The sequence below is a fragment of the Novosphingobium sp. MBES04 genome, assembly GCF_000813185.1.
GTDB classification, from domain to species: Bacteria; Pseudomonadota; Alphaproteobacteria; order Sphingomonadales; family Sphingomonadaceae; genus Novosphingobium; species Novosphingobium decolorationis.
The window spans coordinates 762,470-786,431 of the sequence record NZ_DF850489.1 but is presented as its reverse complement, the minus strand read 5'-3'; the positions used below and the strand labels follow the sequence as shown (position 1 = coordinate 786,431).

The 23,962-nt window shown below is 64.6% G+C and carries 23 protein-coding genes; 9 read left to right on the top strand and 14 right to left on the bottom strand.

Translation table 11 applies throughout. The features are described from left to right. Positions 1-7 precede the first annotated feature (7 nt). The gene (locus tag MBENS4_RS17385) at positions 8-208 is read left to right on the top strand and encodes a hypothetical protein (protein WP_039393190.1); all 201 of its coding nucleotides are present in this window, start codon (positions 8-10) and stop codon (positions 206-208) included. Next, positions 198-581 carry a hypothetical protein gene (locus MBENS4_RS17380; RefSeq protein ID WP_242404994.1) on the top strand — a complete coding sequence of 128 codons (384 nt, stop codon included), beginning with the start codon at positions 198-200 and terminating at the stop codon, positions 579-581. The genes MBENS4_RS17385 and MBENS4_RS17380 overlap by 11 nt, the downstream gene beginning before the upstream one ends. Positions 582-593: 12 nt before the next feature. On the opposite strand, the gene MBENS4_RS17375 is transcribed toward MBENS4_RS17380, so the two are convergent. The 11 genes from MBENS4_RS17375 to MBENS4_RS17325 all read right to left on the bottom strand — a co-directional run bounded on the left by MBENS4_RS17375 (position 594) and on the right by MBENS4_RS17325 (position 12,322). Next, entirely contained in the window at positions 594-2,255 is a 1,662-nt protein-coding gene (locus MBENS4_RS17375; protein ID WP_039393189.1) for an acetolactate synthase large subunit, read from the bottom strand. A 118-nt stretch (positions 2,256-2,373) separates the two neighbouring features. Beyond that, positions 2,374-3,324, bottom strand: coding sequence for a D-2-hydroxyacid dehydrogenase (locus MBENS4_RS17370; RefSeq protein ID WP_039393188.1), 951 nt, complete (start codon positions 3,322-3,324; stop codon positions 2,374-2,376). 296 nt (positions 3,325-3,620) lie between these two features. After that, positions 3,621-5,072 carry a cysteine--tRNA ligase gene (gene cysS, locus MBENS4_RS17365; RefSeq protein ID WP_039393186.1) on the bottom strand — a complete coding sequence of 484 codons (1,452 nt, stop codon included), beginning with the start codon at positions 5,070-5,072 and terminating at the stop codon, positions 3,621-3,623. A 93-nt stretch (positions 5,073-5,165) separates the two neighbouring features. Further along, positions 5,166-5,738, bottom strand: a complete 573-nt coding sequence (locus tag MBENS4_RS17360) for a DUF2846 domain-containing protein (protein ID WP_052322490.1) — start codon at positions 5,736-5,738, stop codon at positions 5,166-5,168. Between the two features lie 6 nt (positions 5,739-5,744). Continuing rightward, complete coding sequence (locus tag MBENS4_RS24300) at positions 5,745-6,287, bottom strand: hypothetical protein (RefSeq protein ID WP_144400988.1); 543 nt, start codon at positions 6,285-6,287, stop codon at positions 5,745-5,747. Between the two features lie 217 nt (positions 6,288-6,504). After that, positions 6,505-7,410 (bottom strand): EamA family transporter, encoded by a 906-nt coding sequence (locus tag MBENS4_RS17350; protein WP_039393184.1) that lies wholly within the window; start codon positions 7,408-7,410, stop codon positions 6,505-6,507. Positions 7,411-7,435: 25 nt separating this feature from the next. Continuing rightward, on the bottom strand, positions 7,436-8,098 hold the full coding sequence (locus MBENS4_RS17345; protein ID WP_039393182.1) for a nitroreductase: 663 nt from the start codon (positions 8,096-8,098) through the stop codon (positions 7,436-7,438). Continuing rightward, the gene (gene cobT / locus MBENS4_RS17340) at positions 8,095-9,918 is read right to left on the bottom strand and encodes a cobaltochelatase subunit CobT (protein WP_039393179.1); all 1,824 of its coding nucleotides are present in this window, start codon (positions 9,916-9,918) and stop codon (positions 8,095-8,097) included. Before cobT ends, MBENS4_RS17345 begins: the two co-directional genes overlap by 4 nt. Positions 9,919-10,158: 240 nt before the next feature. Continuing rightward, positions 10,159-10,428, bottom strand: a complete 270-nt coding sequence (locus MBENS4_RS17335; protein WP_039393177.1) for a hypothetical protein — start codon at positions 10,426-10,428, stop codon at positions 10,159-10,161. 347 nt (positions 10,429-10,775) lie between these two features. Further along, positions 10,776-11,426 carry a fructose-6-phosphate aldolase gene (gene fsa, locus MBENS4_RS17330; protein WP_039393175.1) on the bottom strand — a complete coding sequence of 217 codons (651 nt, stop codon included), beginning with the start codon at positions 11,424-11,426 and terminating at the stop codon, positions 10,776-10,778. A 182-nt stretch (positions 11,427-11,608) separates the two neighbouring features. Then, on the bottom strand, positions 11,609-12,322 hold the full coding sequence (locus tag MBENS4_RS17325) for a DUF4197 family protein (RefSeq protein WP_052322488.1): 714 nt from the start codon (positions 12,320-12,322) through the stop codon (positions 11,609-11,611). Positions 12,323-12,385: 63 nt separating this feature from the next. Between MBENS4_RS17325 and MBENS4_RS17320 the strand changes: the two genes are divergently transcribed. The 6 genes from MBENS4_RS17320 (at position 12,386) to MBENS4_RS17295 (ending at position 20,055) form a co-directional block, all read left to right on the top strand. Continuing rightward, complete coding sequence (locus MBENS4_RS17320) at positions 12,386-14,563, top strand: primosomal protein N' (protein WP_039393173.1); 2,178 nt, start codon at positions 12,386-12,388, stop codon at positions 14,561-14,563. Positions 14,564-15,103: 540 nt separating this feature from the next. After that, complete coding sequence (locus MBENS4_RS17315; RefSeq protein WP_039393171.1) at positions 15,104-15,658, top strand: F0F1 ATP synthase subunit delta; 555 nt, start codon at positions 15,104-15,106, stop codon at positions 15,656-15,658. 14 nt (positions 15,659-15,672) lie between these two features. Further along, positions 15,673-17,202 carry a F0F1 ATP synthase subunit alpha gene (gene atpA / locus MBENS4_RS17310; RefSeq protein ID WP_039393170.1) on the top strand — a complete coding sequence of 510 codons (1,530 nt, stop codon included), beginning with the start codon at positions 15,673-15,675 and terminating at the stop codon, positions 17,200-17,202. A 103-nt stretch (positions 17,203-17,305) separates the two neighbouring features. Beyond that, positions 17,306-18,187 (top strand): F0F1 ATP synthase subunit gamma, encoded by an 882-nt coding sequence (locus tag MBENS4_RS17305; protein ID WP_039393169.1) that lies wholly within the window; start codon positions 17,306-17,308, stop codon positions 18,185-18,187. Positions 18,188-18,212: 25 nt separating this feature from the next. Then, on the top strand, positions 18,213-19,670 hold the full coding sequence (gene atpD / locus MBENS4_RS17300) for a F0F1 ATP synthase subunit beta (RefSeq protein WP_039393167.1): 1,458 nt from the start codon (positions 18,213-18,215) through the stop codon (positions 19,668-19,670). Positions 19,671-19,797: 127 nt separating this feature from the next. Beyond that, positions 19,798-20,055 (top strand): ATP synthase F1 subunit epsilon, encoded by a 258-nt coding sequence (locus MBENS4_RS17295; protein ID WP_039393165.1) that lies wholly within the window; start codon positions 19,798-19,800, stop codon positions 20,053-20,055. Between the two features lie 248 nt (positions 20,056-20,303). Here MBENS4_RS17295 and MBENS4_RS17290 read toward each other — a convergent pair whose 3' ends face one another. Further along, positions 20,304-20,582 carry an HNH endonuclease gene (locus MBENS4_RS17290; RefSeq protein WP_039393163.1) on the bottom strand — a complete coding sequence of 93 codons (279 nt, stop codon included), beginning with the start codon at positions 20,580-20,582 and terminating at the stop codon, positions 20,304-20,306. Between the two features lie 154 nt (positions 20,583-20,736). Between MBENS4_RS17290 and MBENS4_RS17285 the strand changes: the two genes are divergently transcribed. After that, the gene (locus MBENS4_RS17285) at positions 20,737-22,257 is read left to right on the top strand and encodes a CpaF family protein (protein WP_052322487.1); all 1,521 of its coding nucleotides are present in this window, start codon (positions 20,737-20,739) and stop codon (positions 22,255-22,257) included. Positions 22,258-22,342: 85 nt separating this feature from the next. Here the strand turns inward: MBENS4_RS17285 and MBENS4_RS24295 are convergent, their stop codons facing one another. Further along, the gene (locus tag MBENS4_RS24295; protein ID WP_242404993.1) at positions 22,343-23,665 is read right to left on the bottom strand and encodes a phospholipase A; all 1,323 of its coding nucleotides are present in this window, start codon (positions 23,663-23,665) and stop codon (positions 22,343-22,345) included. 68 nt (positions 23,666-23,733) lie between these two features. After that, the gene (locus MBENS4_RS17275; protein ID WP_039393161.1) at positions 23,734-23,940 is read right to left on the bottom strand and encodes a hypothetical protein; all 207 of its coding nucleotides are present in this window, start codon (positions 23,938-23,940) and stop codon (positions 23,734-23,736) included. Positions 23,941-23,962: the final 22 nt, after the last annotated feature.

Sequence of the window (23,962 nt, the reverse complement as noted above, 5' to 3'; positions counted from 1 at the left end):
CCGCCTCATGTTGATTCGCGAGATCGAGCGCTTCCTGAGCGCTACCAAGATGTCCCGTACCCGCTTTGGCAGGCTCGTCGCCCGCGACCCCCGCTTCGTGGAAGACCTGCGCAACGGACGCGAACCGCGCGCAGCCATGACCCACCGGGTCGAAGGCTTCATGTCCGGCTATCGCGCCGCCAACGGGGAGACCGCCCATGCACGTTGACCTTGCCCTCCACGCCGGGACCAAGGCGCACGATACTGCCGCCCCGCGCCCCCGCCCGCAGCGCGGTCCCTGGCTGCAGATCGTCACCCAGATCCTGCAACTGGCAGGGCCCCGCGCCGAATTCCTGCGCCACTGTGAGCGCCCCTGGTCGAGCGCGACCTTCGCCGGTGGACGCCATACGGTTGCGCTGACCTTTCAGGGGAGCGAGGCGATCGAGGACGGGGAGCAGTTCATCGAAGCCCTTGCCGACCACGAATTCGTGATCCCCGGACACCTCGTCGCCGATGCGGCCCTGCGCGGAACCGATCACGTCAACGGCGCGCCGCCCCGCCTTTCGGTGGAGATCGAAATCCTTCTCCTCGACGACATCTAAGTCCCGGCGCCCTCAGAGCGCCCGGGAAAGGGCCTTGATCTCGGTATTGAGGATATGGTCGTTTTCCGAGTAATCGACAGGACAGTCGATCAGATGGACGCCCGGCGTGTTCCGACAATGCTCCAGCAATTCGCGCAAGTGCCCCGCACTCTCGGCCCGGTATCCGTTGGCCCCATAGCTCTGCGCGTACTGGACGAAGTCGGGATTGCCGTAGGTCAGTCCGAAATCGTCAAAGCCCATGTTCGCCTGCTTCCAGCGAATCATGCCATAGGCATTGTCGTTCAGCACCAGCACGGTCAGGTTGAGCTTGAGACGCACCGCCGTCTCGAGTTCCTGGCTGTTCATCATGAACCCGCCATCGCCGCATACGGCCATGACCTTGCGCTCAGGGTAGACCATGGCGCTGGCCATGGCCGAGGGGAGCCCTGCCCCCATCGAGGCCAGCGCGTTATCAAGCAGCACCGTGTTGGGCTGGTAGGCGGTGTAGCCGCGCGCAAACCAGATCTTGTAGATGCCGTTGTCGAGACACACGATGCCGTCCTCAGGCATGACATCGCGCACTTCGCGCACAAGATGCGGCGGAAAGACCGGGAAGCGCGCGTCCGACGCCAACCCGGCGGTGTGCTCGACTTCGGCCTCGCGGTAGCGCAGCATCGCCGAGAAATCCCACTTGGAGGACGGCCGGATCGCCTCCTTGATCTGCCACATGGCGTTGGCGATATCGCCGATCACTTCGATATGCGGGAAATAGACAGGGTCGACTTCGGCGGTCTGGGTCGAGACGTGAATGACCTTGCGTTCCTGGCACGCAGCATCGTTGTGCATGAAGAACGGCGGCTTCTCGATCACGTCGTGACCGATATTGACGATGCAGTCCGCGTCCTCGATCGCGCGGTGGACGAAGTCCCCCGCCGAAAGCGCCGCGCAGCCCAGGAACTTGGGGTGGCGCTCGTCGATCACACCCTTGCCCAGCTGCGTCGTCAGGAAGGGAATGCCGGTCTTCTCGACGAATTCGCTCAGCATCTTGCGGTTGGCGCCCGCGCCGATGACCAGAAGCGGCCTGCGCGCCGCCTCCAGCGCCTCGCACGCCTGACGGATCGATTTCACGTCCGCCGAGGGCCGGCGCACCACTGAACCTGCGACCGGGCGCGAGAGCGTGCGCTCATCCGCGATATCTTCAGGCAGTTCGATGTGGCAGGCGCCCGGCTTTTCCTCTTCCGCGAGTCGAAACGCCTCGCGCACGCGGCTCGGGATATTGTCGGCCGAGGCCATCTGGTGCGCGTACTTGGTGATCGGGTGCATGAGCGCGACCACATCGAGAATCTGGAAGCGTCCCTGCTTGGACTTCTTGATCGGCTTCTGGCCGGTGATCATCACCATCGGCATGCCGCCCAACTGCGCATAGGCCGCCGCGGTGACGAGGTTCGTGGCGCCCGGCCCCAGCGTGGAAAGGCACACGCCCGCCTTGCCGGTATGGCGCCCGTAGGTCGCCGCCATGAAGCCGGCGCCCTGTTCATGGCGCGTGAGGATCAGCCGGATCGAGCCCGAGCGCGAGAGAGAATCGAGAAAATCGAGGTTTTCCTCCCCCGGCACGCCGAAGACGTATTCGACCCCTTCGTTTTCCAGACACTGCACGAATAGGTCCGAAGCCTTGGTCGTATCCGCTTCCGCCATGTAAGGGTCCTCCTTCTCGATCCACCTAGGTATGCGCCGCAGGTTGCCCGGATGGGCGCGACCTTGCAAACGGGCACCTTGTCCTACCAACGGCCCGGCACAAAGTTCCGTTCCGGCCTCAGTAGCCTCGGTCGAAATCGACCCGGTGGACGAGGTCCTCGCCCGCCTGGAACCGGCGCAGATTCTCCAGAAAACGCAGGGAAGCCCGGCGCAGCAGACTGCTCTGGGCAAGCCCCGAGCAGTGCATCGACATCTCCACGTTCGGACAGTCCCAGAGCGGATGATCGGCCGGCAGGGGTTCCGGGTTGGTCACATCGAGGTAGGCACCGCCCAGGTGCCCCGAACGCAGCGCCTCGAGCAAGGCGTCCTGATCCAGCACTTCCCCGCGTGCCACATTCACAAGCGCAGCGCCTTTCTTCATCGCCGCGAGTTCGTCCTTGCCGAACATGCCGACCGTCTCCGGCGTCGAAGGCACGATCAGCACAACCCAGTCAAACTCGCCCAGCCGCGCGCGCCATTCGTCCTGCCCCAGATCACCGCCCTGCGGCGTGCGGCGGGCCATCGTGACCTGCGCGTCGAAGGCTTCCAGCAGCGTGCGAATACGCTGACCGATCTCGCCCGCGCCGATCACCAGCACCCGAGCGTCGAGAAGCTCACCTGTCCCCGGTGCCTCGTCCAGCCATTCGTGGCGCGCCTGGCTGTCGCGTATCTGCCCCCACTTCTTGTTGTACGAGAGCATGCCCAGGAGCGCGAACTCGGCCACGCTGTGCGCGTGCAGCCCGGCGCCATTGGTGAGCGCGATGCCGTTCGCCCGAAACGAGGCAAGCGGCAGCCAATCGACGCCCGAGGACATGACGCTGCACCATTGCAGGACGTTGGCACCTTCCAGCGCCCTCTCGACCACGGCGTCGACCGAATTGCGGGTGAGGTAATCGGGCCAGAACACCTCCACATCGCTCAGCTTTGCGGCGAATTCCTCATCGCTCTCGTACCAGACTGGCTCGACGCCCTCGGGCATCTGTCCGTCGAGAAAGGGGCGAAAATTGGCATGAACAAGAGCGCGGGTCACAGGCTATCCTTCGAAAGCGTCGGAAATCAAACGGCGTTTCAAGAGATAACGGACGCAATTGCGTTCAGGTTCAATCGTCTTTTTTTGCACGCGCCATGCGCTAAGACTATGGGGCCAATAGGGGAGCATGCAGTTTCCAGGCGTTATACCCCTTGACCTCGGAAATGGGCGACCTTGCTCCCCCTGCAAGCATAACCAGCGCACGATGAAGGTAAACGGACCGAGGAGCCCGAAGGCAATGGCCCTCGGGCTCCTCCTGTTCTTCTATCGCCCTTTCCTGAGCGGACGCTCTGAATTCAGCCGAGCTTCCATTCCCAGCCGAGCGGGTCACCATCCATGACCTCGACGCCCTTGCCGGCCAGTTCGTCGCGCAGCGCATCGGAGGTCGCGAAGTCCTTGTTCGCGCGGGCGTCCTTGCGCTGCACAAGCGTCGCCTCGATCTCCTCTTCGGAGATTTCGGCGGTCAGCGGACGAAGGCGCAGGTCCGCCCGGCCGGTCTCGAACAGGCCAAGACCGAAGACCTGGTCCATCATTTCAACGACGGCGCGTTTGGCGGCCGGATCGACCTTCTTGGCGGCTAGGACGTCTTCCAGTGCGGTCAGCGCGATGGGGGTGTTGAGGTCCTCGGCCAGCGCCTTCTCGAACGTCGCAATCATCGGGGCGAGCTTGGGGTGTCCGGGTGTCCCCGCCTCGATGTCCTTCAGGCGCTCTGCCGCCATGATCATGCGCTTCAGGCGGGTGAGCGCGGCGGAGAGACCATCCCACGAGAACTCCAGCTCCGAGCGGTAGTGCGCCTGAAGGCACATCATCCGGTAGCCAAGCGGGTGGTAGCCCTTGTCGATGAGCAGCTGCAGGCGCAGGAATTCGCCCGAGGACTTGCTCATCTTGCCCGAACGCTCGACGAGGAAGTTGTTGTGCATCCACACCTTCGCGCCCGAGTTTCCGGGCACATCGAGGCCGCCTGCACAGCAGAAGGCCTGGTTCTGGGCGATCTCGTTGGGGTGGTGGATCTCGCGGTGGTCGATGCCGCCGGTATGAATATCGAAGGGAAAGCCCAGCAGTTTGCCCGACATGACCGAGCATTCCAGGTGCCAGCCCGGTGCGCCCGGCCCCCACGGCGAATCCCACTCCATCTGCCGCTTCTCGCCCGCCGGGGTCTTGCGCCAGATCGCGAAGTCAGCCGCGTTGCGCTTGCCCTCGACCGCCTCGATCCGGCCCTCGCCCTCTTCGGTGACCGCACGAGCAAGACGCCCGTAATCGGCAACGGTCGAGACATCGAAGTAGAGACCGCTTTCCAGCTCGTAGCAGTGCCTGGGGGCGATCTCCTTGGCGAAGTCGATCATCTGCTCGACGTAATCGGTGGCAATCGACCAGTGCGCGGGCTGGCGGATGTTGAGCGCCTTGATGTCGTCCCAGTAGGCCTGCGTGTAGTGGCGCGCGATGTCCCAGATCGACTGCGCCTTTTGCGCGGCCATCTTTTCCATCTTGTCCTCGCCATCGTCGCCATCATCGGTCAGATGGCCGACGTCGGTGATATTGATGACGTGGGTGAGCTTGAGGCCCCGGTGGCTCAGCGTCCGGCCCAGGATGTCGGCAAAGACATAGGCGCGCATGTTGCCGATGTGGGGGTAGTTGTAGACCGTCGGCCCGCAGGTGTAGACCCGCGCCTCGCCCTCGTGGACAGGCTGGAAGGGTTCCATCTGGCGGGTCAGGCTGTTGAACAGCGTCAGCTCGGGAAAATCGGTCATGTCCGCGGCATTAGGCAGGCCGCGCCAAAGGTCAAGGCGCCTCGGAGCAAGGATCGGGAGGAAGCGCGCCCCCTCCCGTCCGCACACCCTCGCTCAGGCTGCCGGAGCGCCCTCCTCCGCATCGGCGGGCTCGTCCGCAATCGGCGCGTCATCTTCGATCGCCGCGCCCGCTGCGCCTGAAAGGGCAAGTTCGACCTCGTCGGGACGCAAGGCTCCGGGGCCAGGTCCCATGTCGTCGGCATCGACGAGACGATCGGTCCCGGACTTCACGAACTCGGCCTCGGTCGAGGGCCGCAGATCCGGACGCCCCGCCATGAAGCCCATCTTGATCCGGCACATCGCATACTGGGTTTCATCGGCCTCGACCTCGAGTGCGAGCACGTCCTTGGCCTCGCTTTTCACGGTGTATTCGTGACGCCCCGGCTCGGTCACGAGGATGAAGTAGCGCCCTGCCCCCAGAGAGCTGATCTTCTCGCCGTTCTCGTTGACCGAGCAGCCCATGGCCGCCCCCATGATCGTGCCGGTGCGGTAGAAGACAATCTGTCCCTTACCGGCAGGCGGTGCCGGGATTGCGACAGGATCCGCTTCGCTGGCGGCCAGCGCGGGTTGTGCGCACAGCGCAAGCCCGAGCCCGGCCAGGACCGACCATTTTGCCTCACTCTTCATTGGTGTTTACCCTTCGTAAACGGCCGCATCCGGATTGGATGTCGGCAAAAGGTCTTGGTCCTCCGGGATCGGCTCGGGCGGTTCGAAGCGCACCGCAATCTTCGCCGTGGCGCGGGTGCCTGCGGGATAGAGCACATTGCGTCCGCGTATCGCGAAGCCGACGAGCCCGATCGGGACGGGCGCCAGCGCCGCCCCCGCGTTGATCGCGTTCACGGTTGCAACAGCCCCCTGCCCGGCCAGCGCGACATGCATCGAACGCAGCCGCAGCCGTGTTCCGCAGGCCTCCAGCCAGCGCGCCGCCAGGACCAGTTCGCCCGGAGTTCCACTGCCCCCGGACTTCTTCGCATGGACAACTTCGCCTTCGCCCGTGCTTCCTGCAGGCAGCACCTCGTGCCCATCGACGACGACAGGTTCGGCAAGACGGATCGGAAATGTGTCGAGCGACCGGCTGACCGCGCTACCAAGATCGACAAGGGTTTCGACCACGATCGGCGTCAAGGCCGGAATGGCGTGCTGGCATGCCGGCGCGGCATTCGTGGAAGACGGCAACGGGGGGGCCTCCTGAGCCGCGCATGGAAACGGCGCCAACACACCCGCGCCAAGGCACACAAGCACACTCTGGCGCATGTGTCGCTCTCCCAAGAATCTCCGGACCTGATATCCGGGTTAACCTTGCTTATGTGCCGATTTACAGAGTTTGCAACGTCCAAAATGCATCCCCGCGCAGGCGCTGTTCAGGTTGTCTTTCGGGTCGCGCGCAAGCCGCTCAGGCGTGAGCAATCATCAACACGCAGACCCCCAGCGTGATGAGCACGAAGCCTGTCCATTCGCGACCGGTGAGCCAGCGCCCCGACATGTAGCGCGAGACCAGCGCCACGATCGGCATCTCGATCAGCGCCAGCGTGCGCACGTTGGCCGCCATCGTCAGCGAGAAGGCGATGAACCAGCCCGCAGAGGCCAGTGCGCCCAACGCGCCCGCAGGCACACTGAGGCGCCATTCGCGCAAGGAATGGGTGAAGGCCTTGGCATCGCGAAAGACGAACCAAAGTGCCATCACCCCGCTCTGGATCGCCAGTGACGTCACCAGCATGAGGAGGCTGCGCATGAGGAAGGTGCCCTCCCCCACCGCTTCGATCGAAGCGCGAAAGCAGATGGCGGTGAGGCCAAACAGCGCGCCGCTGACCACGCCGACGACAAGCGACTTCCAGTCCGCCAGATCCTCGGCGCCGTCGCCGGGCTTGAGCGAGGCCAGGACGACGCCGATGGTCACCACCAGCACCGCCAGCCAGCCCAGCGCGGGCAGACGATCCCCGATGAGGACGAGGCCGAGGACCGCCACGGTCGCGGGCTCGGTCTTGATGTAGGCATAGGCAACGCCGAAGTCCCGGCGGGACATGACGACCAGCATCAGCGCGGTCGCGGCAATCTGGGTAACCCCGCCCAGCGCCGCCCAGCCCCACGAGGCGGGCGGTATGGGGGGCAGGTCCTGTCCGGTAATCCCGACAAGCACGCCCAGGAACAGCACTGCGAACGGCAGGCCGAAGACGAAGCGCACCTGGGTGCCTCCGGCCGTGCCGATCCGTCCCGTCAGGCGGGACTGGAAGGCGTTGCGAAAGACCTGCGCGAGCGCGGCCGCCAGGGTGAAGGGCACCCACAGGAAGGTAGACGTCATGCGCGCAGGCTCTCGCAGGCCGGGATCAGAAGCCCGCGAAGCGGACCTGATCCTCAAGCGGCGTGCGGGTCCGCTCGAACTGGTTTACCGGATCGGAACGGTCGCCGTACCCGATGGCAAGGCCGCAGAAGAGGATGTGCGTCTCATCGCTCACCCCGATGTGGTCCTTGATGAGGCGGCCGAAGTCGCTCATCCATTCCTGCGGGCAGGAATCGAGGCCCTCTTCGCGCAGCAGCAGCATGATCGTCTGCAGCCACATGCCCACGTCCGACCACTGCGGCGCAGCGTGCAGACGCTCCATGTAGATGAGCATCAGGACCGGCGCGCCGAACGAAACCTTGTTGGCTTCCACGAAACGGTTGCGGCTTTCCTTGTCGTCGCGGGCAATGCCCATCGCCCCGTACATCTGCGCGCCCAGTTCCTGGAGGCGGGGCAGATAACGCTCCGACTTCTGCGGTTCGGAGTAGCTGTACTCGATCGGCTCCTGGCGCTCGGCGGGCAGGAGCTTTGCCTGCAGGGCCTTGAGCGGCTCACCGGTCAGAACGGTGGCTTCCCAGGGCTGGAAGTTGCAACCCGAGGGCGCCATGCGCGCCTTGTCGAAAACCCGGGTCAGGACGTCGAGCGGCACCTTCTCATCCGTGTAGGCGCGGATCGAGCGGCGGCTGGCGACAGCCTCGGTAACATTCATGCTTTCTTTTCTTCCTCGAACAGGCCGGCCAACTGCTCGATCATGGTGCCGCCCAGCTGTTCGGCGTCCATGATCGTAACGGCGCGGCGGTAGTAGCGGGTCACGTCGTGCCCGATGCCGATGGCGACCAGTTGCACCGGCGACTTGCCCTCGATCCACTCGATCACCCGGCGCAGGTGCGCCTCCAGGTACCCGGCGGAATTGACCGAAAGGGTGGAATCGTCGACCGGCGCGCCATCGGAAATCACCATCAGGATACGGCGATCCTCGGGGCGGGCGAGCAGGCGTTCGTGCGCCCAGAGCAGCGCCTCGCCGTCGATGTTCTCCTTGAGCAGCCCCTCGCGCATCATCAGGCCCAGGTTCTTGCGCGCACGGCGCCAGGGCTCGTCGGCCTTCTTGTAGACGATGTGGCGAAGGTCGTTGAGACGGCCAGGGTGCGCGGGCTTGCCGTTGGCCAGCCAGTGCTCGCGGCTCTGGCCGCCCTTCCAGGCGCGCGTGGTGAAGCCCAGGATCTCGACCTTGACCCCGCAGCGCTCGAGCGTGCGGGCCATGACGTCCGCGCTGATCGCGGCAATCGAGATCGGGCGTCCGCGCATCGAGCCCGAATTGTCGAGCAGCAGGGTCACGACCGTGTCCTTGAACTCGACGTCGCGTTCGACCTTGTAGGAGAGCGAAGAGCCGGGCGAGACAACAACGCGGGCAAGCCGGGCGGCGTCGAGCATGCCCTCTTCCTGGTCGAAGTCCCAGGAACGGTTCTGCTGCGCCATCAGGCGGCGCTGCATGCGGTTGGCAAGCCGCGTGACGACGCCCTGGAGGCCCTTCAGCTGCGCATCGAGATAGGCGCGCAGGCGCGTCAGTTCATCCTCGTCGCACAGGTCCGCCGCGCTCACGACCTCGTCGAAGGCCTCGGTGAAGACCTCGTAGTCGAAATCGGCGGGAATGTCGGTCCACTGGCGGTTGGGGCGCACCGGCATCATGCCCTCTTCGCCCTCGTCGCCTTCCTGGCCTTCTTCCATGTCGTCGGAAGCATCGCCCTCGGCGTCGCTCTCGCCCTCGTTCTCGCCTATCTGGGGCTCGGCGGCCATTTCGGAAGGCTGGGGCTCCTGGCCGGCATCCTCGCCGTCCTGCTGCTCCTCGGTCTCTTCGTCGCCGTCGAGGTCGTCGTTGTCCTCGGGCGGCATGTCGGTCGGCTCCATGCGCGTCAGCTCCAGGTGCTGGAGCATGTCGAGCGAGAGTGATTGGAAGGCCCGCTGGTCCTCCACCGAATTGGCAAGCGCCTCGAAATCGGAGGCCGCACGGCTTTCGATCCAGGTGCGCACCATGTCGACACCGGGACGTGCGACCTCGGGAATGTCCTGGCCGGTCAGCCGCTCGCGCAGGAGCAGCGAGAGCGCCGAGGCAATCGGCACTTCGTCGGGCGCTTCGGCGCGGGCGATGGGATCGGTCGCGATGCGCGCTTCAAGCGCGCTGTCGAGGTTGGCGCGCATGCCCTCATAAGCGTTGCTGCCAATGGCTTCGTAGCGCACCGCCTCAACCGCGTCATAGCAGGCCCGCGCGATGGGTTCGCTCGGCGCCTCGCGCATGTGGGACTTGGCGTTGTGGTAGCGCAGGCGCAGCGAAAGGCGATCCGCCTCGCCGCGCGCCTTCATCGCGGCATCGCGCGGCACCTGGCGACCTGGCATCGGAATGCGGAAAAGGCTGCCCGAGGAACTGGCGGTATCGGCAGTCCAGTTCACCTCGATCTCGTTGTCCTGCGCGATGGCGCGCGAGGCTACGGCGAGGGCGGTCTTGAAGCGGTCGGCTGGAGATTCGTCGGACATGGCGATGACAGCTAGCGCATACGGCCCCGAGCCTCAAACAGGTTCGCCATGCCAACGACTTGGACAAGGAAACAGGCTGAGATCGAGAGCCATGATCCAAAGCCGGAAATCCATCGGACAAGTCGGACAAGGATGCAAGAGCCGGGAACGCGCAGGAGCGTCCCGGCCCGTCTCAGCCCGCAGCCACTGGCCTCCCAACGGGATGTCGGGAGATCCAGGCCGCGCGGCGAAGCACTCGCCTCAGAGCGACTTGTCGCCCGATGCCTTCCAGCGCAGACGATCGCTCGCGTCGATCACCTCGCCGCCATTGGCCGTGAGTTTGTCGAAATCGGCGAAAGCCTTTTCGATGGCCTCGCGCTTTTCCAGGATCAAGGCGGCCACGCCGCTGGTCAACCCGCCCTCGTCGCCCACGCGACCAAGTATGGCGGCAATATCGGCGACAACAGCCGTCGATGGAGAAGTATGAAGATGCCCACGGTCATCAACGTAGGCCTCGATTGTTCGCGCCATTGAACTCTCCTCACCTGACGGCGCATCTCGCCGCCCCGCCCCTTGATCGATGCGAATCAACCAAAGGTGTGCAGGCAGGATACCACAGCTTGAGGCCGCAGGAATCGGGGATACTGAGGAGAAACCCGTTCAGGAATGGAGCAGTTCGGCAGGGAAAAACCAAAAGCGCCCGAATTCAGAATTTTAACGATTTCGGAGCGCCCGCGCCTGTTGCAAAAGCAACACACCTACACGCGAACAAAACTATTCCCCAAAATAAAAACGCCGCCGCACCGTATTAAAACGCGTGCAGCGGCGTATTCATATTACCTATCGCCTTCGCGAGAAGTAATCATCAAGTCAAAACATCAGATCGACTGGCCGGTCTTCGCCCAATCGGCGAGGAAGCCTTCAATGCCCTTTTCGGTCAGAACGTGCTTGAACAGGTTCTTGATGACCGACGGCGGCATGGTCGCGACGTCCGCACCGATCTTGGCGCACTGCAGCAGGTGGATCGGGTGACGGATCGAGGCGGCGAGGATCTCGGTCTCGAAGGCATAATTGTCATAGATGAGACGGATGTCTTCGATCAGCTGGATGCCGTCGAAGCCGTTGTCATCATGACGGCCGATGAAGGGCGAGATGAACGAGGCGCCCGCCTTGGCGGCGAGCAGCGCCTGGTTGGCCGAGAAGCACAGCGTGACGTTGACCATCGTGCCTTCGCTGCTGAGCGCCTTGCAGGTCTTGAGACCGTCGACGGTGAGCGGCACCTTGATGCACACGTTGTCGGCGATCTTGCGCAGGATTTCGGCCTCGCGCATCATGCCTGCGTGGTCGAGGGCGACGACTTCGGCGCTGACCGGACCATCAACGAGCTCGCAGATCTCCTTGGTGACTTCCATGAAGTCACGGCCCGACTTGGCGATCAGCGAAGGGTTGGTGGTAACGCCATCGAGGAGGCCGGTGTCGGCCATTTCCTTGATGTCGGCGATTTCGGCGGTGTCGACGAAGAACTTCATGGCGGGTTCCTGAACTGATTGAAGCTGGGGGGACGACCCCGGTGCGGGCCGGATGCGAATCTGGCGCCCCTATAGGCGCAGCTTTCGCATCGGACCAGACTCTGCCGAACCCGGCGGCGGAAGGTGCCCGCCGGCGACCTTCCCGGCCACCTGGCGGGCGCCTTCCGCCACGCAAGACCGGGTCACGCGTCGCCGAAGGCCGCTATCAGCAGGGGATCGCCACTCGCCTCGGGATCGCGGCGCAGGCTCGCCTCCTGGACGCCGACTTCATACCAGATCGCGTTGTCCGCCTCGACGGCCATGGCCGCGGCCGCTTGTGCGAGAGTGACCTCCGGCAGGGATTTCACGACCTTCACCGTGTAGGAATCGTCGTGTTTCTTCAGGATTTCGACAAGAATGGGCGTCATCGCCTCGATCAGTCCCATCCCGACCTGCGCGCGCAAGTAGGACGTCGCGGCCGTGAACGAACCGCTGAGGATCTCATCCGTGTCGGGGACCTCCAGCTTCGCGATCGGCGCGCGTGCGCGCGGCGCCACTTCGCGAACAGCCTCCTCGGCGAGACGGTTCTGCTCGTACATGAGCGCGCTCTTCTGCGTTTCACTGAGGCTTGGCTGCGACTTGAAGAGGTCCGGCAAACCAACCCGGGCGACAGAGCTGTTCCAGAAGCCTTCCGACTTCGTCAGGATCTCTATGGCTTCCTTGGCCGCCGCGGCCAGCAGATGGCGCACGACATCGGCCCGCTGATCCGCAGCTACGACCGCCGCCCGCGCGCCTTGACTCCCCAGCAGACCACATCCCAGCACAGACAGCGCGACCAGAGCAGCGCCGCCCGCCAGCACATCGCGCCGGTTCAGGCCTTTCGCCGCACCGCATGCTGCCGCGCTCTTGGACTGCATTCCCCAACTACGCATCACCCACTCCTTTCCGAGCCTCACTTCAAGTGCCTATATGCACGGGCAATGCTCCGTGTTCGACTCCTAGTTTTCAATGCCGCACTTGGCGTTCTCGATTACCGCGTGCCCGAAGGGGTGCAGGTCGAACCCGGCGCCATCGTGATCGCGCCGCTGGGGCCGCGCCAGATCCTGGGCATTGCCTGGGAGCCCGAGCGGCTGGAAGCCCAGGACGTACCCGAGGCCAAGCTGCGCCCAATCCTCGAAGTCCTGCCCGTCCCTCCGCTCAAGGCCGAACTGCGCCGCCTGATCGAGTGGACGGCCGACTATTACTGCGCGCCGCTCTCTGCGGTCGCGCGCATGGCGCTGGGCTCGATGGCGGCGCTGCGCGGGGGCGGTACGACCACCGAGTACCGCCTGACCGGCGTGGAACCCAAGCGCCTCACCCCCCAGCGCGCCGCGGCAATGGATGCGCTGCACGGCGAGCAGGCCTCGATCCGCGAACTCGCGGAACTCGCTTCGGTGTCCGAGGGGGTCCTACGCGGCATGGTCGGCGCGGGCCTGCTCGAGGCAATCACCGTCGATCTCGACAAGCCCTACCCGCCCGCCAACCCACAGCACAACGCGCCGACGCTCAGCCAGGACCAGCGCAAGGCTGCGGACACGTTCGTGGACGCCGTGAAGGCCAACCAGTTCACGCCCTTCCTCCTCGACGGGGTCACCGGCTCGGGCAAGACCGAAACCTATTTCGAAGCGGTCGCCGCGGCCATCGAAGACGGCAAGCAGGTCCTTGTCCTGCTCCCCGAGATCGCGCTCACCGAGAACTTCTTGCGCCGCTTCGAGGAGCGCTTTGGCGTAGCCCCGATCCAGTGGCACTCCTCCCTGAAGGCCAGCGAGCGCCGCCGCGCCTGGCGCGCCATCGTCAAGGGCGCGGCCAATGGCGGCGCGCAGGTCGTTGTGGGCGCCCGCTCGGCGCTGTTCCTGCCTTATGCGCATCTTGGCCTCATCATCGTCGATGAAGCGCATGAGGTCTCCTTCAAGCAGGACGAGGGCGTGCGCTACAACGCGCGCGATGTCGCCGTCATCCGCGCGCGCTACGAAAAGGCGCCGATCATCCTGGCGAGCGCGACCCCGGCCCTGGAATCGATGCAGCTGGCCGAAGCGGGCATCTACACCAAGATCGAACTCCCGGCCCGCTTCGGCGGCGCGCAGCTGCCCGACATCCAGATCCTCGACTTGCGCAAGGACGTGCCCGACAAGGGCCGCTGGATCGCCAAGCCCCTCGTCGCGCAGATGCAGGCGCGGCTGGAGCGCGGCGAGCAATCGCTGCTGTTTCTCAACCGGCGCGGCTATGCCCCCCTCACCTTGTGCCGCAACTGCGGCCACCGCTTCCAGTGCAGCCACTGCACCGCCTGGCTGGTCGAGCACCGCTTCAGCCAGCGCCTCGCCTGCCACCACTGCGGCCACGAGGAACCCGTGCCCGACGCCTGCCCCGAATGCAGCGCGAAAGATTGCCTCGTCGCCTGCGGCCCCGGCGTCGAACGCATTGCCGACGAGGTCGCCGAGATCTTCCCCGAAGCGCGCGTCGCCCTCATTACCTCGGACACGATGAACAGCCCCGAGGCCATCGCCGAATTCGTGGCCAAGGCCGAGAACAAGGCCATCGACGTGATCGTGGGCACCCAGCTCGTGACCAAAGGCTACCACTTCCCGGACCTGACGCTGGTCGGCGTGATCGATGCGGACCTTGGCCTCGAAGGCGGCGACCTGCGCGCGGCCGAGCGCACCTACCAGCAGGTCGCCCAGGTCGCGGGGCGAGCCGGACGCGGCGAGAAGCCGGGCGAAGTGCTCATCCAGACGCGCCACCCCGAAGCACCCGTCATCGCCGCGCTTGCGGCCGGTGACCGCGACGCCTTCTACGATGCCGAGACCGAAGCCCGCCGCGACGCGGGCGCGCCGCCCTTCGGCCGCTGGGCTGCGATCATCGTCTCCTCGGAGGACATGGCCGAAGCCCGCGATGCGGCCCGCGCCATCGGCGGCACCGCGCCCGACCTCCCCGACATGCTCGTACTGGGCCCTGCCCCCGCGCCGCTCTCGCTCCTGCGCGGGCGTCACCGCTTTCGACTTCTGATCAACGCGCGCCGCTCGGCCCAGCTCCAGAAGATCGTGCGCGCCTGGCTCGGACCGCTCGACTTTCCCAAGGGAGTGCGCGTCCACGTCGACGTCGACCCCTACAGCTTTGTCTAAGCGGCAGGGCAACTCTCCGACGGACGAACAGGTCCCGAATTTGCAGGCCGAATGAACGCAGCGCACCGTCCCACCCGCTCCAGGTCTCCACGTTCATCTGGTATTCACCCGATTCCCCGAGCAACCCGGACCGCACCCCAGACGAAAGGATAATGTTGCCAGCTGCGAAGTTGCGCGCCGCGCGCTGCAATTTGCAACTTGCGGCACGCCCGCCCCACCAAACCGGCAACGAAATTCAGAAGGCCTGACGACGAATTGGCACGCACCACCGTGTAATTCCCTAGAATTTCCAGATCACTGAGCGACCTCCGAGCGGTAATTGGATATCGCCCCCACGCAGGACTGCACCGACTACTGTGAACGCTACCCTTTGGCAGCGACTGCGGCTAAGTTCCCACATCAACGTGGGCTCGTGTGCCGGGGTGCCTTGCATAGTCGCATTATCGTCGCTATGCGCGCCCCGTCTGCAGGCCGGGGGGACGTGCACAACAGGTTCCCCGTTCAGTGCCTCAGCCCACCCGATGTAAGGATAGGACACGCGTGGAGAACTCCGGCGGAATCAAGGCCAGCTTGCAAGGACGGTACGCTTCGGCGCTGTTCGAACTTGCCAGCGAAAACGGCACCGTAACGACAGTCGAAAGCGACCTCGACAAGACCGCTCAGGCGATTGCCGAGAACGAGGACCTCGCCGGCCTGATTCGGAATCCCGAAGTCAGCCGCAAGGATGCCGCCAAGGCGATGAACGCCGTGGCCGACATCTTGGGCCTGTCCCCGGTGAGCAAGAACTTCCTGGGCGTGCTGGCGGACAACCGTCGCCTCTCGGCCCTGCCCGAAATCATCCGGGCCTTCAGCGCGATTGCCGCTGCGCAGCGCGGCGAGGCAACGGCCGAAGTCACTTCGGCCCACGCCCTCGACGACCTGCAGGTCGAGCAGCTTCGCCAGAAGCTGGAAGCGCGTGAAGGCCGCAACGTAAAAATCAAGACGAGCGTCGATCCGGACCTTCTTGGCGGCCTTGTCGTCACGATCGGTTCGAAGCGTATTGACAGCTCGATCCGCACCCGTCTCAATTCGCTCGCCCAGGCCATGAAGGGCTGAAGAAAGGCATTAGAATGGATATCCGCGCAGCAGAAATCTCGAAGGTCATCAAGGACCAGATTGCCAACTTCGGCACCGAAGCTCAGGTTTCGGAAGTGGGCAAGGTGCTCTCCGTCGGTGACGGTATTGCCCGCATTCATGGCCTCGACCAGTGCCAGGCTGGCGAAATGGTCGAATTCGCCAACGGCGTGCAGGGCATGGCGCTCAACCTCGAAGCCGACAACGTCGGCGTCGTGATCTTCGGCTCGGACGCCGAGATCAAGGAAGGCGACACCGTCAAGCGCACCGGCACCATCGTCGACGTGCCGACCGGCAAGGGCCTGCTCGGCCGCGTCGTCGACGCACTCGGCAACCCGATCGATGGCAAGGGCCCGATCATGTACACCGAGCGCCGTCGCGTGGAATCGAAGGCTCCGGGCATCATCCCGCGCAAGTCGGTGCACGAGCCCGTGCAGACCGGCCTCAAGGCCATCGACGCCCTCGTTCCCGTCGGCCGTGGCCAGCGCGAGCTGATCATCGGTGACCGTCAGACCGGCAAGACCGCCGTCGCCATCGACACCTTCATCAACCAGAAGGGCCCGAACCAAAGCGACGACGAGAACAAGAAGCTCTACTGCATCTACGTCGCCGTCGGCCAGAAGCGCTCGACCGTCGCGCAGATCGTCCGTCAGCTCGAAGAGAACGGCGCGATGGAATACTCCATCGTCATCGCCGCGACCGCTTCGGAGCCGGCTCCGCTGCAGTACCTCGCGCCCTACACCGGCGCCGCGATGGGTGAGTTCTTCCGCGACAACGGCATGCACGCCGTGATCGTGTACGACGACCTTTCCAAGCAGGCGGTTGCCTACCGTCAGATGTCGCTGCTCCTTCGCCGTCCCCCGGGCCGCGAAGCCTATCCCGGCGACGTGTTCTACCTCCACAGCCGTCTCCTCGAGCGCGCTGCGAAGATGAACGACGAAATGGGTGCCGGCTCGCTGACCGCGCTGCCGATCATCGAAACCCAGGCGGGCGACGTCTCGGCCTACATTCCGACCAACGTGATCTCGATCACCGACGGCCAGATCTTCCTTGAAACCGGCCTGTTCTACCAGGGCGTGCGTCCGGCCATCAACGTCGGCCTGTCGGTCAGCCGCGTCGGCGGTTCGGCCCAGACCAAGGCGATGAAGAAGGTTGCCGGCTCGATCAAGCTCGAGCTCGCGCAGTACCGCGAAATGGCGGCCTTCGCGCAGTTCGGCTCGGACCTCGACGCTTCGACCCAGAAGCTCCTCAACCGCGGTGCGCGCCTGACCGAGCTGCTCAAGCAGCCCCAGTTCTCGCCGCTCCCGTTCGAAGAGCAGACCGTGTCGATCTTCGCGGGCACCAACGGCTACCTCGACAGCATCGCTGTCGGCGACGTCGTGCGCTACGAAGCCGAGATGCTCAGCTTCATGCGTTCGGAGCACGCCGAGGTTCTGGCCGAGATCCGCGAGAGCAAGAAGTTCGAGGGCGAGGTGAAGGACAAGACCGTCGCCGCGCTCGACAAGTTCGCCAAGACCTTCGCGTAAGCCCTGCGTCGCCCCGGTGAAAGCCGGGGCCGCACCCGGCACGACGCAAGTCCTGCCGCACACGATCCCGGCTCTGTCCGGGATGACGAATGGAGAAAATTGAGTGGCATCGCTCAAGGAACTCAAGGGCCGGATCAACTCGGTCAAGTCGACCCAGAAGATCACGAAGGCCAAGCAGATGGTCGCCGCGGCCAAGCTGCGCAAGGCACAGGAAGCCGCTGAACAGGCGCGCCCCTATGCCGCTCGCCTCGCCGAGGTGATGGGCTCGCTCGCGAGCAAGGTCACGATCAGCGAGAACAGCCCCAAGCTCCTGGCTGGGACCGGCAGCGACCAGGTTCATCTCCTTGTCGTCGCCAACTCGGACAAGGGTCTGTGCGGCGCGTTCAACTCGAACATCGTGAAGGCCGCGGTCCAGAAGGCGCGCAAGCTCGAAGCTGAGGGCAAGACCGTGCTGTTCTACCTCGTGGGCCGCAAGGGCCGCGCGGTGATCAAGCGCGAATTCCCCAAGCAGATCGAGCACATGTTCGACACGACCGACGTGCGCAATCCCGGCTTCGACGAAGCCGAGAAGATCGCGGACGAACTCGTTGCCCTCTACGAAAAGGGCAAGTTCGACGTCGCGCATCTGTTCTTCGCGAAGTTCCGCTCGGCGCTGGTCCAGGAGCCGACCGGTCAGCAGATCATCCCCGTTCCCACGCCTGAGGCTGCCGCTGCGACGGCCGGTCAGGACGCGGTGACCGAGTATGAGCCGGAAGAGGAAGAAATCCTCGCCGCGCTGCTGCCGCGTTACCTCAAGACCCAGCTCTTCGGTGCCCTGCTGGAGAACGCCGCATCCGAACAGGGTGCGTCGATGACGGCCATGGACAACGCCACGCGCAACGCAGGCGACCTGATCCAGAAGCTGACCATCCAGTACAACCGCAGCCGCCAGGCCGCGATCACCACCGAACTCGTTGAAATTATCGCGGGCGCGGAAGCGCTCTAAGACATCGCAGGCAAGGAAACCTCAAATGGCCACTGCACCCGTGCTTAACCAGACTACCGCTGGCAAGATCAGCCAGGTCATCGGCGCCGTCGTCGACGTCATCTTCGAAGGCGAACTGCCCCCCATCCTCACCGCGCTCGAGACCGAGAACAACGGCCAGAAGCTGGTTCTCGAAGTCGCGCAGCACCTCGGTGAGAACACCGTGCGCACCATCGCCATGGACGGCACCGACGGCCTCACCCGCGGCCAGAACGTGACCTCGACCGGCAAGCAGATCTCGGTGCCGGTTGGCCCCAAGACGCTCGGCCGCATCATGAACGTCGTGGGCGATCCCATCGACGAACGTGGCCCGATCGGTTCGGACATGCACGCGGCGATCCACGCCGAAGCGCCCCCGTTCATCGAGCAGTCGACCGAAGCGGCCATCCTCGTGACGGGCATCAAGGTCATCGACCTTCTCGCTCCCTACGCCAAGGGCGGCAAGATCGGCCTGTTCGGCGGCGCTGGCGTGGGCAAGACCGTGCTCATCCAGGAGCTCATCAACAACATCGCGAAGGGCCACGGCGGCGTGTCCGTGTTCGCCGGTGTGGGTGAGCGTACCCGTGAAGGTAACGACCTCTACCACGAGTTCCTCGACGCTGGCGTTATCGCCAAGGACGCCGAAGGCAACGCGATCTCCGACGGCTCGAAGGTCGCCCTCGTCTTCGGTCAGATGAACGAGCCCCCGGGCGCCCGTGCCCGCGTCGCGCTCTCGGGCCTGACCATGGCCGAGTACTTCCGTGACCAGGAAGGCCAGGACGTTCTCTTCTTCGTCGACAACATCTTCCGCTTCACCCAGGCTGGCGCCGAAGTGTCGGCTCTCCTTGGCCGTATTCCTTCGGCCGTGGGCTACCAGCCGACCCTGTCGACCGACATGGGCCAGCTGCAGGAGCGCATCACCTCGACGACCAAGGGCTCGATCACCTCGGTCCAGGCCATCTACGTCCCCGCGGACGACCTTACCGACCCGGCTCCGGCTACCTCGTTCGCCCACCTTGACGCGACGACCACGCTCAACCGTGCGATCTCGGAGCTGGGCATCTACCCGGCCGTCGACCCGCTCGACTCGACCAGCCGCGTTCTCGAACCGCGCGTTGTCGGCACCGAGCACTACGAGACCGCCCGCGCCGTCCAGGAAATCCTGCAGAAGTACAAGTCGCTGCAGGACATCATCGCCATTCTCGGCATGGACGAGCTCTCGGAAGAGGACAAGCTGACGGTCGCCCGCGCCCGTAAGATCCAGCGCTTCCTCTCGCAGCCGTTCCACGTCGCCGAGGTCTTCACCGGCATCTCGGGCAAGTTCGTCCAGCTCGAAGACACCGTGAAGTCGTTCAAGGCCGTCGTCGAAGGCGAATACGACCACCTCCCCGAAGCGGCCTTCTACATGGTCGGCGGCATCGAGGAAGCGGTTGCCAAGGCGAAGAAGCTGGCAGAAGACGCCTAAGGAATTCGCTCGGAGCCCGGCACCGTCCCGCAAGGTTCAGGTGCCGGGTCCAGCCTTTTCCTGAAGGCATGCCCGACAGGGCCATTCCCGCCCCTCGGGCCCTCTTCCAAGCGCAAGGAAACGCATCATGGCACTGCATTTCGAACTCGTGACGCCGGCGAAGCTCGTTCGCTCGGAGGACGTCCACATGGTCGTCGTCCCCGGCACCGAAGGTGAGTTCGGTGTTCTTGCCGGTCACGCCCCCTTCATGTCGACCGTCGCCGATGGCGCGATCAAGGTCTACAAGACCGAGAACGGCATTCCCGAAGAGATCGTGATCTCGGGCGGCTTTGCCGAAGTCGGCGACAAGGGCCTGACCGTCCTGGCCGAACACGTCGAGAACTGATCCTTCCGCGATCATCTCGCCATCTTACGCGAAAAGGGCGCCCCGGACTTCCGGCGGCGCCCTTTTCGCATCCAGCTCTGAAGCCGGAAATTTCCAAGGGGCCATTACCCCTAGCCCCCTTAATTGGCGACCTCACCATTATCAGCCAAGGCTGCGTGCGAAAGGTGACCCAGACAGTTTGGGGAGCCCGAGGGCGATGGCCCTCGGACCTATTATCTTACTCCTTCCGTAGCGCACCTCCCACAATGTCATTTCTTCCGCCGCGTGGGCGCGTGAAAATCGGCAGGCTTGTTCGATATCCAGGCCAGGAAGCGTGCGATCTCGCCCTGACCACGCAGCGCCTCGACGTTCTCTCCGATCCGCGCGAGTTCGGCGTTGCTGAACGTCACGTGCAGCGTGCGATGGCAGATCGGATGGACGGGCCGCGTCACGCGCCCTCCCCGGCTCTTGGGGACCGGGTGGTGCCATTCCACCTTTCGTCCCAGTTCGCGCAGGCACAGCCAGCAGGTCTTATCCGCGTTGTCCATGCCCCCAATCTAGGGTTCGCCGCGCGGCTTGCCAGTCCCTCCCTTCTCCCGACGCATTAGGGAGTTATCAAAGTTTCAACCTTAATCTCCCACCTGAAACATGGAAATTCGCCCGGCGCCAGACCGGGCCATGGATACTAGGGTTGACGATACGATGACGGCATTCGGGCGGCGCAGTGGGATCGGACAGGGTACGCGTCCAGCTTTCGGGGTGGCCAAACCCCTGAAGGGTGGAGCAGGCGCCAAGGACCAGCAGGCTCCGGCTCCCGGTTCCGCGCCCGTCCCGGGCAACGATGCCCCGTCCTCTCCTGCGGCCGAGAAGGCCCCGAGCAATCCCAATTCGCGCGAAGATGCAATGTCGCGGCTCGCCGACCGCGCCAATGCCGTCCACGAAAACCAGGAACAGGACAGCTTCGAGGCCTCGATCCACAAGATCAAGGAGCAGGTCCTTCCCCGCCTCCTCGAACGAGTCGATCCCGAGGCGGCCGCGACGCTCACCAAGGACGAACTCTCCGAGGAATTCCGTCCGATCATCGTCGAAGTGCTGGCCGAACTGAAGATCACCTTCAACCGGCGCGAGCAGTTCGCGCTCGAGAAGGTCCTGATCGACGAACTCTTGGGCTTTGGTCCATTGGAGGAGCTTCTCAACGACCCTGACGTCTCGGACATCATGGTCAACGGCCCCAACCAGACCTACATCGAGAAGAAGGGCAAGCTGCAGCTGGCCGGAACCAAGTTCCGCGACGAACAGCACCTCTTCCAGATCGCCCAGCGCATCGTGAACCAGGTCGGCCGCCGCGTCGACCAGACGACCCCGCTCGCCGACGCCCGCCTCAAGGACGGCAGCCGCGTCAACGTGATCGTCCCGCCGCTCAGCTTGCGCGGCACCGCGATCTCGATTCGTAAGTTCTCCGAGAAGCCGATCACCATCGACATGCTGCGCGACTTCGGCTCGATGTCGGACAAGATGGCGACCGCGCTCAAGATTGCGGGCGCGTGCCGCATGAACGTGGTCATCTCGGGCGGTACCGGCTCGGGCAAGACGACCATGCTCAACGCGCTCTCCAAGATGATCGATCCGGGCGAGCGCGTTCTGACCATCGAGGACGCGGCCGAATTGCGCCTGCAGCAGCCGCATTGGCTGCCGCTTGAAACGCGCCCTCCGAACCTGGAGGGCCAGGGCGCCATCACCATCGGCGACCTCGTCAAGAACGCCCTGCGTATGCGCCCGGACCGCATCATCCTGGGCGAAATTCGCGGCGCGGAATGTTTCGACCTTCTCGCTGCCATGAACACCGGCCACGACGGTTCGATGTGTACTCTCCACGCCAACTCCCCGCGCGAGTGTCTGGGGCGTATGGAAAACATGATCCTGATGGGCGACATCAAGATCCCCAAGGAAGCGATCAGCCGCCAGATCGCCGAATCCGTCGACATCATCGTGCAGGTCAAGCGCCTGCGCGACGGTTCGCGCCGCACCACCAACATCACCGAAGTGATCGGCATGGAAGGCGACGTCATCGTCACCCAGGAACTGTTCAAATTCGAGTATCTGGACGAGACCGACGACGGCAAGATCGTCGGTGAGTTCCGCGCCTCGGGCCTGCGCCCCTACACGCTGGAAAAGGCGCGCCAGTTCGGCTTTGACCAGGCCTATCTGGAAGCCTGCCTCTAGACCCGCGCCAACACGGCAATCGTCAGGGCCCCGCCAGCCTCGTACCGGCGGGGCCCTGTCGTATCAACGCCGTATCAACGCCGTATCAGCGAACGATGGAGACACCGAAGCGCAGACGCGTGACCTTGCGGTCATAGTCCAGCAGGTTCTCACCATACCCCGCAAACGCCTGCCCGAAGAGGTAAAGGTTGAGGCCGGTGTCGATGATGTTGTCCATGGGATAGGACAGCTCCCCTTCGACCGCGCCCTTGCCCGAGCCGAAGTTGAGCCGACTGGTCGTGGTGAGACGCAGGCCATCCGGCTTGCCGATCTCGGCAAAGAGGCCGGTCGAACCGCGGTAGTGGCGGATATCGGGGTTGTCCGAAAGATCACCCACGTAGAAGAACAGGCGCGGCCCGAACGACACCGTGTAGTCGCCCGCCTGCACGGAGGCGACCGGCTGGATGTAGACCGTGTTGGCGCTGCGCGAGGCGTCCCCGTCGCGGCCATTGGATTCGTGGCGAAGGCCGACCTGTCCGCCCAGCGACAGCCCATCGCCAACTTCGACGGCGGGCTGAAGATAGAAGATCTCCGGCATGAAATCGATGTTGCGGAAGGGCGAGGAATCCGCCCCCAGATCCCAGAACAGGCGCTGGGTGTAGGCAAAGTGGAGACCGTTCACGAACGGTGCGCCCAGCCCGACGTCGCCCGGATCGCCGAAGAGCTGGTACTTGAAGCTGATCTGGATGCGCCCTTCACTGTTCGTGCCCGGACCGTAGGCGGCGTAGATCGGGCCGTAGGCGGAAAGGTTGTCGAGGAAGGCGTTGCCCCGCTCGCCCTTGGCCGAGGGCACTTCGCTGGGCGCGAGCACGATGCCGGTCTCGGCCTGCTTCGCCTCGGGGGCTGCCGCGATGGCCGTTTCCTCACCAGACGGTGCCACCGCAGGGGCGGCCACGGCCAGACGCTGGGCACGGCTGGGCACGAGATAGTGCGGCGAGGCCGCGCCCTCGTCCAGGCTGAGCGAGATCGAAGCGCTTTCGCTTGCCTGCTCGCTCGCCACGACCGCGTTGGGAAGGCGCAGCTGACACGGGCGCGTGGCGGGATTGGCCAAGGCCACTTCGCCGCTTTGCGCTGCAGCGCACGTAATCGTTGCAGGAACCCGCTGCATGCCGACCGTCAGGATCGCATCCAAACTATCGGGGACAGCTGCAGGGGCATTTGCGCCGGGGAGCGCGACGACCTCGATTTCGACAATGGACGCGTCCACGGTCGGCGCCATCTGCGCGACGAGCAGGCGCGGCGCATTCGGCGCCTGATCCTCGGCCCAGGCTGGGGCATGCGATAGAGCAAGGACGAGACCGCCCAACGGCAGGACGGCGCCTGTCCGAAGCCATCTGGCCCGGCTGCGTACAATAGTCATCTTGATCATGTCACCCGTTAGCGCCCCTGTGAAAGGGCTTCCTCCCTGTCTGCAATCCGTGTTGCGTCGCGTTCTGGCTAGACACCCAACCAGTGACGACCGCCGACACCGATCAGCAGCACAGCTCCCAGAAACGCAAAAAGGAAGATCGCGTTCCATGGCATGAAACCCACGCGGTCGAGATCGACGCGCCGCAGGCGCCGCCGTTCGGCCAGTGTTGCCACCAGCGCCACCACGGCAAGCACCGCGCCGCACGTCACCATGATCTGATCGGTCGGTTGCATGTCCCTGCCCTTGCCCCGAAGC